Origin of the sequence: Acidibrevibacterium sp. (assembly GCF_049965395.1) — a bacterium.
In the GTDB taxonomy this organism is placed as follows: domain Bacteria; phylum Pseudomonadota; class Alphaproteobacteria; order Acetobacterales; family Acetobacteraceae; genus Acidibrevibacterium; species Acidibrevibacterium fodinaquatile.
On the sequence record NZ_JBMFWJ010000062.1, the window covers coordinates 1 to 12,758 of the forward strand.

The 12,758-nt window shown below is 67.1% G+C and carries 12 protein-coding genes and 1 pseudogene; 5 read left to right on the forward strand and 8 right to left on the reverse strand.

The window, feature by feature from the left end:
* Positions 1-54: 54 nt before the first annotated feature.
* Complete coding sequence (gene malQ, locus ACP5M5_RS13240; protein WP_427938101.1) at positions 55-2,127, reverse strand: 4-alpha-glucanotransferase; 2,073 nt, start codon at positions 2,125-2,127, stop codon at positions 55-57.
* Between the two features lie 68 nt (positions 2,128-2,195).
* Complete coding sequence (locus tag ACP5M5_RS13245; protein WP_427938104.1) at positions 2,196-3,251, reverse strand: diguanylate cyclase domain-containing protein; 1,056 nt, start codon at positions 3,249-3,251, stop codon at positions 2,196-2,198.
* A gap of 86 nt (positions 3,252-3,337) precedes the next feature.
* On the opposite strand from ACP5M5_RS13245, the gene chrA reads away from it, so the two are divergent.
* Positions 3,338-4,555, forward strand: coding sequence for a chromate efflux transporter (gene chrA, locus ACP5M5_RS13250; protein ID WP_427938106.1), 1,218 nt, complete (start codon positions 3,338-3,340; stop codon positions 4,553-4,555).
* A gap of 35 nt (positions 4,556-4,590) precedes the next feature.
* On the opposite strand, the gene hflX is transcribed toward chrA, so the two are convergent.
* The 5 genes from hflX to ilvD all read right to left on the reverse strand — a co-directional run bounded on the left by hflX (position 4,591) and on the right by ilvD (position 10,027).
* Entirely contained in the window at positions 4,591-5,877 is a 1,287-nt protein-coding gene (hflX, locus tag ACP5M5_RS13255) for a GTPase HflX (RefSeq protein ID WP_427938122.1), read from the reverse strand.
* A 33-nt stretch (positions 5,878-5,910) separates the two neighbouring features.
* Positions 5,911-6,198 carry an RNA chaperone Hfq gene (hfq, locus tag ACP5M5_RS13260; RefSeq protein ID WP_114911419.1) on the reverse strand — a complete coding sequence of 96 codons (288 nt, stop codon included), beginning with the start codon at positions 6,196-6,198 and terminating at the stop codon, positions 5,911-5,913.
* A 147-nt stretch (positions 6,199-6,345) separates the two neighbouring features.
* Positions 6,346-7,002: an HAD family hydrolase gene (locus tag ACP5M5_RS13265; protein WP_427938109.1), complete on the reverse strand. Its 657-nt coding sequence runs from the start codon at positions 7,000-7,002 to the stop codon at positions 6,346-6,348.
* On the reverse strand, positions 6,989-7,861 hold the full coding sequence (locus ACP5M5_RS13270) for a D-amino-acid transaminase (RefSeq protein ID WP_427938111.1): 873 nt from the start codon (positions 7,859-7,861) through the stop codon (positions 6,989-6,991). Before ACP5M5_RS13270 ends, ACP5M5_RS13265 begins: the two co-directional genes overlap by 14 nt.
* A 441-nt stretch (positions 7,862-8,302) precedes the next feature.
* On the reverse strand, positions 8,303-10,027 hold the full coding sequence (gene ilvD / locus ACP5M5_RS13275; protein ID WP_427938113.1) for a dihydroxy-acid dehydratase: 1,725 nt from the start codon (positions 10,025-10,027) through the stop codon (positions 8,303-8,305).
* Between the two features lie 143 nt (positions 10,028-10,170).
* On the opposite strand from ilvD, the gene ACP5M5_RS13280 reads away from it, so the two are divergent.
* From ACP5M5_RS13280 to ACP5M5_RS13295, 4 genes and pseudogenes are all read left to right on the forward strand, one after another.
* The gene (locus ACP5M5_RS13280; RefSeq protein ID WP_427938115.1) at positions 10,171-11,151 is read left to right on the forward strand and encodes an alpha/beta fold hydrolase; all 981 of its coding nucleotides are present in this window, start codon (positions 10,171-10,173) and stop codon (positions 11,149-11,151) included.
* Between the two features lie 106 nt (positions 11,152-11,257).
* Positions 11,258-11,506: pseudogene (locus tag ACP5M5_RS13285) on the forward strand (transposase family protein); the annotation flags it as partial.
* A 160-nt stretch (positions 11,507-11,666) separates the two neighbouring features.
* Positions 11,667-11,840 carry a DUF7146 domain-containing protein gene (locus tag ACP5M5_RS13290; protein WP_427938117.1) on the forward strand — a complete coding sequence of 58 codons (174 nt, stop codon included), beginning with the start codon at positions 11,667-11,669 and terminating at the stop codon, positions 11,838-11,840.
* A gap of 163 nt (positions 11,841-12,003) precedes the next feature.
* Positions 12,004-12,438, forward strand: a complete 435-nt coding sequence (locus ACP5M5_RS13295) for a hypothetical protein (RefSeq protein WP_427938118.1) — start codon at positions 12,004-12,006, stop codon at positions 12,436-12,438.
* A 16-nt stretch (positions 12,439-12,454) separates the two neighbouring features.
* Here the strand turns inward: ACP5M5_RS13295 and ACP5M5_RS13300 are convergent.
* Positions 12,455-12,758, reverse strand: a 304-nt coding sequence (locus tag ACP5M5_RS13300; RefSeq protein ID WP_427938120.1) for a hypothetical protein, incomplete at its 5' end; no start/stop codon positions are given.

Here is a 12,758-nt window from a genome sequence, read left to right on the forward strand (position 1 = left end):
CTAGATGATTTCACCGTTCCGGTGATCCTGCTCGCCCTCCCCACGCCAGCCCGGCTATAGCGCCGTGTCCGGGGCCGCCGCGCGGGTATGGGCGAGGGTGGCGAGGATCGTGTGCAGACCGTCATCGTGATCAAACGCCTCGAGCGGCAGCCGGTGGCGATGTCGCCAATTCGAGGCGGCGGCGGTTCCGGGATGGTTGATCTGCGCCGCCTCGGCGAGCAGATCGCAGAGCGCGGCGAGCACTAGCGCGCTCGGGCTGCGGCCGAGAAAGGCGTGCAACGCCTCAAGGAGCTGGGCCAGAGCCGCGGCGTCGAGATCCGGCGTCGCGGCGCTGGCGGCGGGCGCGAGGCCACGATCACGCAAGGCGGCGAGCAGCCATTCCCGCTCCTGCTGGCGTTGCGCGCGCGCCGCCGGCGGCAGCTCGGTCCCGGCCCACCAGGCGCGAAAGCTCGGCAGGTCGTGGGTTGCGAAACTGGCGAGCGCGAGACGCGGATAATCGCCGGGGCGATGGAACAGGCCGCTCGGCCAGCGCTCAAACAGCAGCAACCGGTAAGACAAAACCCCAGCCGCCGCGAGCCTGGCGCGAAACCCCTCCGGCACCGTGCCGAGATCCTCGCCGATCAGGAGACAGCGATGGCGATGGCTTTCGAGTGTCAGAAGGCCGAGGAGATCGGCGCCCGGATAGCGGAGATAGGCCCCCTCCGTCGCCGCCATGCCGGGCGGGATCACATAGAGCCGCTCAATCCCCATCACGTGATCGATGCGCAGCGCTTGCGCATGGCGCATATTGGCGCGGAGCAGCGCGATATAGCCGGCATAGCCCGAGGCCGTGAGGGCGCGCGGGTCGGGTGGCGGCAGACCCCAATCCTGCCCGTCAGGGGTGAAGGCGTCGGGCGGCGCGCCAATCCGCGCCCCGGCGAGGAACTGGCCGGGATCGGCCCAGACCTCCGCCCCATCGGGATCGACACCGACCGCAAGATCGCGATAGAGCCCGGCGCCGGCTTGGCCGGCCCGCGCCATCTGCCCCTCGGCGAGCCATTGCAGCCAGGCGTGATAGGTGATGCGCTCGGCATTTTCGTGGCAAAACGCGGCGATGCCGGGGGCCTCGGGGTGGCGGAGCGCGGCTGGCCAGTCCCGCCAGGGGCGCGGGGCGAAATGCTCGGCGAGCGTGTTGAAAAGTGCAAAACGCGCCAGCGCGACGCCGCCTGCGGCGCGAAAGGCAGCAAACCCCGCGCCATCCCACGCGCCGGTGCGAAAATGCGCGATGAGGGCGGCGTGTTTGCGCTGATGGACCTCAGCATAGTCAACAGCGTCAACGCCCGCCGCCGGCGCCGGCCATGGGCCGGGTGAGGCGATCCCGAGCGCCGTGAGATCGAGATGCAGCGGATTGAGAAAATGGCGGCTGGAGGGGCGGTATGGGTTGGGATCGGCGTCCGGCCCCGGCATCGGCGCGTGCACGGGATTGATGCCGAGCATTTCGGCCCCCCATTGCCGCCCCAGCGCCGCCAGCGCCGCGAGATCGCCGTAATCGCCAATCCCCCAGCTCCGCCGCGACCAGAGGCTAAAGAGCGCGGTGCTGATGCCCCATCGCCGCGCCCCTTCGCCGAACCAGCCGGGAAGCCAGGCGCGGGCCGGGGGCTGTGCGAGGCGTGTGCTCGCGCAGGCGGCCCCTGCCGTGATTTCCAAATGATGATAGCCGGGCGGCAGATCGGCCGGCAGTGGCAATGCCAGATTGACCCGGCCCATCTCGGCGGCATCTTCGCGGATAGCGAGATCGGCGAGCGCCACACTTCCCTCGCGCCTTGCGCCATCTTCGAGCGCGATCCGCCAGCGCAGCGTCTCCGAACGCGTCGGCGCCGCGACCACCACGGAGATTTCCGGCGCCGCGCCGGGGGGCGCAAGCACCACTAGCGGCGCCAGCATCGCCCGCCAGGGCGCCTGCTCGAGCGCCGCCACCGCATCACGCACCGCGCCGGGTGTGTCGGGATCGAAGCCGAGCGCGCGCAAAATACCGGCGCGATTGGCGGGCGTGAGCGGACGGCATCGCCCCTCGGTATCGCGATACGAGGGCGCGATGCCCGCAAGCGTCGCCAGCCGCGCCATCATCGCTTCGCCGGCTTGCGTCATTCCCATCTCACTCCCTCACCAGACCGATGGCGGCGCTCGCGGGCACGCCTCGCTGCATGCCACGCCGCTCACCTCGCGAGCACCCCGCCATCCTCGGCGACTGGCCAAGCAAGCGTTGCCGGGTCGAACAGCCGCCAGCAATGCCGGCCGGCGGCTTTGGCATGATAGAGTGCGGCATCGGCGTTGCGCAAAAGATCGCCGGCGCCGATCCCATCGCCGCTGAGCGCGCAGCCGACGCTAATCGCAACCGGAACCCGCCGCCCCTCTGGCACATAGGTGCCACACACCGCCGCGATCAGCCGTTCCGCGAGCGCGAGCGCTTGCTCACGGCTGCGGCAATCGGGCACAAGGATGGCGAATTCATCGCCGCCGAGCCGGGCGACGGTATCGGTCTCGCGGATCTCGGCGTTGATCCGAGTTGCCACCTCCTGCAGCAAGAGATCGCCAGCGGCATGGCCGAGAGTGTCATTAACCTCCTTGAAATGGTCGAGATCGAGGCAGAACGCCGCGATCTGCCGCCCCGGTCGCGCGCTCTCGATCGCCGCCGTGAGGCGCTCGTGGAACGAGCGGCGATTGGCGAGGCCGGTGAGCGGATCCTGGCGGGCGAGCAGGGCGATTTCCTCGGTCCGCCGCGCAAGTTCCGAATGGCGCGAGCGGGCCTCGAGCAATTCGATCGCGGTGCCGGCGAGATTGCGGAGGATGTCGGCCTCATGGGCGGTGAAATCATCGCGCGGTTTGGTGTCGAGGACGCAGAGGCTGCCGACCCGCAACCCGCCCGGGGCAATCAACGGCGCGCCGGCATAAAACCGCACGAACGGCGCCGCCGCGACCACCGGGGCGGCGGCAAAGCGGGCATCCGCCCCCGCATCCGCGACCACGAACACATGATCACCGCTGATCGTCTCGTTGCAAAACGACATCCGCCGCGGCATCTCGCGCCCTTCGACGCCGACCCGCGCCTTGAACCAGTGACGTTCGGCGTCGGCGAGGCTCAAGGTCGCGATCGGGGTTTTGAACACCCGCGCCGCGATCCACGCCAGCCGATCGAAATTGGGTTCTGGCTCAGTGTCCAGAACCGCGTAGTCATAAAGTTTGCGAAGTCGTTGAAATTCCTCATCGCCCATGGGAATCTTCCCTTTCCTGGCGCCGGCCGCGCACGCAGTATAGGCGATGTAAAGTTAAGATCACACCAAAAAGGAACCTTAACGGCATGAGCGCTGAGACAAGGGCAAACACCGGAGACGCCGCCAACCCCGGCGGGATCGGCGAGGTTTTGCGGGTGTTCCTGCGGCTCGGGTGCACGAGCTTCGGCGGCCCGATCGCCCATCTCGGCTATTTCCGCGCCGAATTCGTCGACCGCCGCCGCTGGCTCGATGAAGCGCATTATGCCGATCTCGTCGCACTTTGCCAATTCCTCCCCGGCCCGGCGAGCAGCCAGGTCGCGGTGAGCCTTGGCATCCTGCGTGCCGGCCTACCCGGTGGCATCGCCGCTTGGCTCGGCTTCAGCCTGCCCTCCGCCGTCGTCCTGATCGCCTTTGCCTTGGGGCTCGGCGCGATCGGCGCGATGCGCGATGCCGCTTGGCTCGCCGGGCTGCGCATCGTCGCGGTCGCGGTGGTCGCGCAAGCGGTGTGGGGGATGGCGCGCACGCTCTGCCCGGACCGGCCGCGCGCAACACTCGCGGTGGCGAGCGCGATCCTGGCGCTCGCCCTGCCCGGTGCACCGGGGCAAATCGGGGCGATCGCGCTCGGCGCTGCGATCGGCTGGGGTGCCTTGCGCGAGCCGCTGGCGGCGCCGGCGGGCGAACTCGGCATCGCGCTTTCGCGCGCCTTCGCCGCCCCTGCTCTGGTGGCGTTCGCCGCCCTTTTGCTCGGCTTGCCGTTCCTCGCGCACGAAAGCCATCTCCTCGCCCTGATCGCGGCGTTTTACCGCGCCGGCGCCCTTGTTTTCGGTGGCGGCCATGTCGTCCTGCCGCTTCTGCAAGCGGCGGTGGTATCGCCCGGCTGGGTGGATAATGACGCGTTTCTTGCCGGCTATGGTGCGGCGCAGGCGGTGCCCGGGCCGCTTTTCACCTTTGCCGCCTATCTCGGCGCGGTGATGCGCCCGGCGCCGCATGGCCCGCTCGGCGGGATGATCGCGCTGGTTGCGATCTATGCGCCGTCTTTTCTGCTGCTCATCGGAATTCTGCCGTTCTGGGACGCATTGCGGCGAAACATCGCCGTGCGCGCGGCGTTCCGTGGGGTCAACGCCGCCGTCGTCGGGGTTTTGCTCGCGGCCCTCTATACCCCGGTCTGGACCGGCACGATCCAAGGGCCGCGCGACTTCGCGCTCGCGCTCGCCGCCTTCCTCGCCCTCGTTTTTTGGCGCGTCCCGCCCTGGCTCGTCGTGCTCGGCGGCGCGGTTTGCGCTGCCGCGCTCGCCGCACTCTGACGGCTCTCATTACCCGCGGTCGGCGCCAGGCGAGGTTACGGACCTTTTTCGAAGCGGGCGCGATCGGCGGGCAGGAGGCGCACACGGAGCCGGATCGCGCCTTCGCCATCGGTGCGGCCGATCACCTCGCCATGCTGATAGAGCCAGGCGATGCGCGCGCCATCCTGGGGCGGAAGGGCGTATTCCGCCTCCTCCATCCCGGCCGTGATCCGGCGATCGATCGCCGCCTCGAGATCGGCAATGCCGGCGCCGGTGATCGCCGAGACGCGGACTGCGCCGGCGCGCGGCGGCACGCTGTCTGCGAGAAGATCTGCCTTGTTCTCGACCTCGATCACCCGGCGGTGCCAGTCCGCCTCCAGCATGCCGTCTGCTGCCATGCCGGCGAGCACCGCGAGCACATCGGCGCGCTGGGCCAGCGTGTCGGGGTGGGCGGCGTCGCGGATATGGAGAATGATTTCGGCCTCGGCCACCTCCTCCAGGGTCGCGCGGAAGGCGGCGACCAGTTCGGTCGGCAGTTCGCTGATGAAACCGACGGTATCGGACAAAATCACCCGCCGCCCGGAGGCGAGGCGCAGCGCGCGCATCGTCGGATCGAGGGTCGCAAAGACCTGATCGCGCGCCTCAACCGCTGCCCCGGTCATGGCGTTGAACAGCGTCGATTTGCCGGCATTGGTGTAGCCGACCAGGGCGACGACCGGAAACGGCACCCGCCGGCGCGCCGCGCGATGGAGGCCGCGGGTGCGGCGCACCTGGTCGAGATCACGCTTGAGCCGCACGATGCGCTCGCCGATCAGCCGGCGGTCGGCCTCGATCTGGGTCTCACCGGGGCCGCCCAAGAAGCCGAAGCCGCCGCGTTGGCGCTCGAGATGGGTCCAGGAGCGGACAAGACGGCTGCGTTGATATTCGAGATGGGCGAGTTCGACCTGCAGCGCGCCCTCGCGGGTGGCCGCGCGCTCGCCGAAAATATCGAGGATCAGGCCGGTGCGGTCGATCACCTTGCAACCCCAGGCGCGCTCGAGATTGCGCTGCTGCACCGGGCTCAGCGCGCTATCGACGATGATCACCGTGACCGACTGGCCGGCGATCGCCTGGGCGACGAGTTCGATCTGCCCGGGGCCGAGCAGGGTTGACGGGCGCACGGCGCGGAGCGGCAGGATGGCGGAATGGACGACGACGAGGCCGATCGCGGCGGCGAGATTGGCGGCCTCGGTCAACCGCGCCTCGGCGGCGCGGGCGGCGCTGGCGCGATCCTCCCGATCCCAGGGGAGGATCACGGCGGCACGAACCGGCCCCCCGCCGCTCACGCCCTGCGCCGCAAGCAGATCATACCAGCGGCAAGGCTGTCCGGCCTGGTGTCAGACGTCACCGGCCGGCGCTGCCTCCCGCCCGATTGCTGCCCCGGCTTCGACCTTGGGGCCGTCAAACAGCTGGATCGGGCCACTCGGCATGACCGTGCTGATCGCATGCTTATACACCAGCTGGGTATGGCCATCGCGGCGGAGGAGAACGGAAAAATTGTCGAACCAGGTGATAATACCCTGGAGCTTCACGCCATTGACCAGAAACACGGTCACCGGCGTCTTGTTCTTGCGCACGTGGTTCAGAAAAACATCCTGAACATTCTGCGATTTCTCGTTGGCCACGATATCATCCTTCTTCGTTTTTTTGGCTCCGACCGCAGGCGATCCACGCCAGCCCGCCGCAGCTCAAGCCCCGCACGCCCTTTATTTAGCATCGCAACCGGCAACGACAACATCCCGCGCACGCCATCGCCGCCGCTAAGCGACGTCTCAAGCGGCCGTCAGATACGCGGCCAGCGCAAGGCCGTCCGCGAACTGAAGCTCGGGTGCTGCGCGGGCGATGCCGCCGTCGTGGCTCGCATCGCCGAGCAGCACGGGCCGACAGCCGGCAGCCCGCGCCGCCTGCATATCAAGCGCGGTATCGCCGATATACCACACGTGCGGCCCGACTTCTGCCCCCATCTTGCGCAAGGCGAGATGGAGCGGCGCCGGATCCGGCTTATCGGCCGCCGCGTCGCCCGCGCCGATGACCGCGCGAAAATGCCCATCCCAGCCGAGATGCGCGACCTCGGCGCGCAGGAACGCCCCGGCCTTGTTCGAGACCACCCCTTGCGGCCAGCGTCCCCCGGCTGCCAGGAGTGCTTCCACGCCGGGCATCAGACGCAAATGGCGAAGATGCTCGCCGCGCAAGGTCGTGTAGAAAATGTCGCGCGCGCGCGGCCAATCGTCGCCGAACATCGCCGGGAAGCTCTCGGCGAGCGAGACCCGCACCCGCGCCCGGGTTTCGTCGGCGCGCCAGAGCGGGCGCCCGAAAGCGACGAACACCGCGTTCAGCGCCGCGGTGATCCCGGCCCAGCCATCGACCAGCGTGTTGTCCCAGTCATAGAGCAAGATTTCTGGAGGGGGTACGGGCTCAGGGCTCGGCATGGTTGCGCGTCCCCGCGACATGGGTGGCGAGCAGCGCGAACAGGCGCCGCGTCACCGGGCCCACTTCGCCATCGCCGATGGGCGCGCCATCGAGGCGGAGCAGCGGACGGACGAAGCTCGTGGCACTGGTGAGAAAGGCCTCGCGCGCGGCGCGGAGGTCATCGAGCGAGAAGCCGCGCTCCTCGAAAACGATGTTTTCCTCGCCCAAAAGCCCGATCAGCGCGGCGCGGGTGCAGCCGGGCAGGATCGCGGGGCCGAGGGCGCGGGTGCGCAGAACGCCGGCGGCATCGACGATCCAGACATTCGCCGCCGCCCCTTCCGTGACATTCCCGGCGCCATCGATCAGCACCGCTTCATAGGCGCCCGCCTCGCGCGCCGCCTGCCGCGCCAGCACATTGGGCAGGAGGCCGATCGTCTTGATATCACAACGCGCCCAGCGCTCATCGGGCCGGGTGATGGCGGCGATGCCCCAGCCATCGGGTGCCTCCGGAACCCGCGCGCCGCGCCGGGCGGTGACGACGAGGGCAGGTTTCACGCCGGGCAGCGGAAACGGATGCTCACGCCGCGCAACGCCGCGCGTCACCTGAAGATAAACCATCCCATCCGCGACCCGGTTCCGCCGCACGACCTCGCGCAAAACGACACCAAGCGCCGCGCGCGTCATCGGCGGCGCGATCCTGATCTCGCCAAGGCTCCGCGCCAGGCGATCGAGATGCAGGCCCTCGTCGATCAGCCGCCCAGCCAGCACCGGAATAACCTCATACACTCCATCGGCGAACTGATAGCCGCGATCCTCGATCGAAACCGCCGCCTCACGATGGGGCAGATAGCGGCCATTGACATAGGCGATACGCGACATCGGCGCCTGCCTCAAAGAATATAAACGAATAAAAATTCACTCAATAAGTTTGCTTGAATAATTTTATTTGACAGACGCATCTCTGAAGTCCTCAACAGAAATGATCACTTCTCTAACGATACTTCCGTGTCTTTTGCATTGTTCGTATTCATTTTTGTCATATTTATTTAAAATAATCTTCTTTATGTTGTCCGGGTTTTTACAAACAAAATCAACATGTTGATTCGCCGAGCAAAGATCTGTGAGGGCCATTGAAGTTCCTCGCGCGATTTTTTAGACAAATTCGGGAAGAAGCTTCTTTTTCTGAAGAAAAAGAAGCAAAAAGACTTTTATCCCGGTTTCTCGGAGCGGCAACTTCCGCGGTGCGGGCAGTGCCGTAGGCACTGCCCAACGGGAAAAGTTTTTTGGTTCTTTTTTTCAAAAAAGAACGACTCTTCGCTGTCACTGATCGGCGTAGCAATGCGTCTCCGCTGCCCCGCCGGGATGGGTTAGGGCGCCGAGATGGGCGGGGCCGACGAGCTGGGCGTATTTCCAGAGTGCCCCGGCGTTGTAATCGGTCGGCCGTGGTTTCCAGGCCTTGCGGCGCTCGGCGAGTTCAGCGTCCGACAGCGCGACCTCGATGGTGCCGGCAATGGCGTCGATGGTGATGCGATCGCCGTTGCGCAAAAGCGCGATCGGGCCGCCCACCGCCGCCTCCGGCCCGACATGGCCGACACAGAAGCCGCGCGTGCCGCCGGAAAAGCGGCCATCGGTGATCAACGCCACCTGCTCGCCCATGCCCTGGCCGTAGATCGCGGAGGTGGTGGAGAGCATCTCGCGCATGCCGGGCCCGCCCTTCGGCCCCTCATAGCGGATGACGATGACATCGCCCGCTTTGTAGGCGCGGGCCTGGACGGCGGCGAAGGCGTCCTCCTCGCAATCGAAGCAGAGCGCCGTGCCCTCGAAACGCTGCGCTGCGAGCCCGGCGACCTTCACGATCGCGCCCTCCGGAGCGAGATTGCCGCGCAGACCAACCACGCCGCCGGTCGGCGAAATCGCCCGGCTCACCGGATAGACCACGTCCTGATCGGTCGGGAAGACCACGTCTTTGAGGTTTTCGGCGAGCGTCTTGCCGGTGACGGTGATGCAGTCGCCATGCAGCAGGCCGGCATCGAGCAGCGCCTTCATGATCACCGGAATGCCGCCGATGCGATGGACATCGAGGGCGACATATTTCCCGCCCGGCTTGAGATCGGCGATATAAGGCGTGCGCCGCATGATCGCGACGACATCATCCATGGTGAAGCGAATACCGGCCTCATGCGCGATCGCCGGCAGATGGAGGCCGGCATTGGTCGAGCCGCCGGTGGCGCCGACGGCAACGGCGGCGTTTTCGAGGGCTTTGCGCGTCACGATGTCGCGCGGGCGGAGATTGCGCTCGAGCAGCGCCATCACCGCGCGGCCTGATTCGAAACCGAAACGGTCGCGCTCCTCATAGGGCGCCGGCGCGCCGGCCGAGCCGGGAAGCGCGAGCCCCATCACCTCGCTCACCATCGCCATGGTGTTGGCGGTGAATTGCCCGCCGCACGCCCCGGCCGAGGGGCAAGCGACGCATTCCAGCTCGTGCAGCTCCTCATCCGTCATCTTGCCGGCGGCGTGTTGGCCGACCGCCTCGAAGACATCGACGACGGTGACGTCCCGCCCCTTATAGCGGCCCGGCAGGATCGAGCCGCCATACATGAACACGCTCGGGACATTGAGCCGGAGCATCGCCATCATCATGCCGGGCAGCGATTTATCGCAGCCGGCGAGGCCGACCAGCGCGTCATAGCAATGCCCGCGCATGGTGACTTCCACCGAATCGGCGATGATCTCGCGCGAGACCAGCGAGGATTTCATCCCCTGATGGCCCATGGCGATGCCGTCGGTCACGGTGATCGTCGTGAATTCGCGCGGGGTGCCGCGGGCTTCGGCAACGCCGCGCTTGACCGACTGCGCCTGGCGCGAGAGCGCGATGTTGCACGGCGCGGCCTCGTTCCAGCAGGTGGCGACACCGACCAAGGGCTGCTCGATCTCTTCCTCGGTCAGCCCCATGGCGTAATAATAGCTGCGATGCGGGGCGCGATCGGGGCCGACGGACACATGCCGCGACGGCAGGCGGCTCTTGTCCCAGCGTTTTTCGAGCATCTTCAAGTCTCTCCTCGGGCTGCGGGCGCGCGCGCCGATGATGGCGCGGGTCGTGAAAGCGGCGTAGAATGCGCCGCCTGGGCTTGCGCCGCAACTCTCCGCAGCCCCGAAATCACCCGGAAAACCCCGCGAGGAGGCTTGCGATGGCCGTGCCCCCCACCCGCCGGACCCATGCGGTCAATGGCATTACGCTCTCGGTTCTCGAAGCGGGCGCCGAGGATGCGCCGCTCGTCATCCTGTGCCACGGCTTTCCCGAACTCGCGCTCTCCTGGCGCCATCAGATCGCGGCCCTGGCCGCGGCCGGCTACCGCGTCGCAGCACCCGACATGCGCGGCTATGGCGAGAGTTCGGCGCCGGCGGAGAGCGCCGCCTACAGCATTTTCCACCTCACGGGGGACATGGTGGCGCTGGCGGGCGCCCTGGGCGCCGCGCGGGCTGCGATCATCGGCCATGATTGGGGGGCGCAGATCGCCTGGCAGGCGGCGCTGTTCCGCCCCGATCTGTTTCCCGCGATCGCCGCCCTCAGCGTCCCGTTCCGCGCGCGCGGCCCAGCGCCGCCGCTCGCCATGCTGCGTGAGGCCGGGATGACGCGGTTTTACTGGTTTCATTTTCAGGCCGAGGGGTTGGCCGAGGCCGAATTCGCGCGCGATCCGGAGGCGACCTTCCGCCGATTGTTCGCAACCGGCGCCCGCGCCGACGCGGCGGCCGCGGCGAGCGCGCTCGACATTCCGGAAGGCGGCGGGTTTCTGACGAAACTGCCCGACCCGGGGGCGCCACCACCCTGGCTGGATGCGGAAACCTTCGCCGCTTTCGTCGCAACCTATCGCCGCACTGGATTTCACGGCGGCCTCAACTGGTATCGCAACCTTGACCGCAACTGGGAGCTGACGGCACCTTGGCAGGGCGCGAAAATCCACCAGCCGGCGCTCTTCCTCGCCGGCGACCACGATGCCGTCATTGCAGGACCGATGGGCGCGCGCGCCTTGGCGACATTGGCGGAAAATGTGCCGGGGCTGACCCGAACCCTCCTGCTTCCCGGCGCTGGGCATTGGGTGCAGCAAGAACGCGCCGCCGAGGTCAGCGCGGCGCTGGTCGATTTTCTCGGGCGCCATTTCCCGGCGTGACCGGGGTGGGGGTGAGGCAGGGGAATCGCATTTGAAAAAAGTGGGTAGCGCGGAAGGCTGAGAGGGATTCTTTAGGGGGCTCGATTGATTTCGAGGGGGGCGAAGGATGTCGTGGGTTGAGGATGCGTTTTCTGCGCTGGCGGATCCGCCTATTGGCAATGCCAAGTAGCACGATCTTCTGGAGAGCTTGACGATTGCGCTGACGGCAACGATCTGCGGAGCGGAGAGCTGCTCGGATTTTGCCGACTTTGCGGTCGACCGGGAGGATCTGTTTCGCGAGTTTCTCCGCTTGGAGAACGGGGTTCGGCGCCACGACACCTTCTCGCGCGTCTTCCGGCTGCTGGATCCGGGGGCCATGCGCTGGCGTGGCTGCGCTGCCCAAAATCAGCCTGCTGCGAGCCCGTCCTGCTGCCCGACATGGATTGCTTCGGCATGATCGAGACCACTGTCGAGCACCGCGGCAAGACGACCCTCACTCACCAGCATCATCTCTCGTCGCGCCGGTTCTCGCCGCCGTGCTACGCGCCGCCGCCGGCCGCCGCATTGCGCTGCTCGCCGCAGTCCCCGGAGGGGATGGCAGTTTTGCAGGCCTGCAAAGGGTTCTCCTGAAACCGGACGGAACGAAAGCCGATATCGAACCCGTGAAGGCATCGCTTGGCGTGATCGCCGGCGGGGCCGCGCGTTTGTAAGATTGCAGCGTTGACCTCGTGATCGGCAAACGCGTCGAAAGCGCCGCCGCCGCTGGCGCGGTCCTGGGCAAGCCGGCATAGGCGGCTATCAGCGCCGGCAATATGGCGCGATCGCTGGCGCTGCCGGCGGGAATTCTCAGCGTGACGATCGCCGGCGTTCACGATGGCCGACGCACCGCCTGATCCGCTCGCCGATCTCGCTGCCCGCGCAAAACGCGATCCGGCAATCGCTTTCTCGACCGACGTGCTCGAATCCCTTGCCGAATTGCGCGTCGCCGATCGCGGACGCTTCGAAGCGATGCGCGCCGAACTCAAGCGGGCCGGCGTCCGCGTCGGCGCGCTCGATCCAATGATCTGCACGGCGGCGGGTGATGAAGGCCGGCGCCAGACTGAAGCCGATTTTCTGATCGTGATTGCGGGCGATTGCGAGCTTTTCCACGTCTCGGACGGCACGGCCTTTGCCGATATCCGGATCGCCGGGCGGCGCGAAACATGGCCCGTCAAAAGCGGGGATTTCGACGCTGGCTCGGCCGCGCCTTCTATGAGCGCCATGGCGGCGCGGCCAATGCTGAGTCGATGGTGGCAGCGTTGGCGCTGATCGAAGCGCACTCGCACTATGACGTGCCGGAGCCGCTGATCTTCCTTCGCGTCGGCGAGCATGATGGCCGCTTATACCTCGATTTCTGCAACGATTCGTGGCGGGCGATCGAGATCGATGTCGCCGGCTGGCGCATCGTTTCAGAGCCGCCATGCCGGTTTCGGCGAGCGCCGGGGATGCTGGCTTTGCCGGAACCGACTCGCGGCGGATCAATCGCGGCGCTTCGCCGCTTGTTACTAATCCGGCACACAAATAGGTAGCAGTTTGCCTTGACCTGAGCTATCTTGTTGGCATGCTGAACGATCGCGATTTCCGCAAAC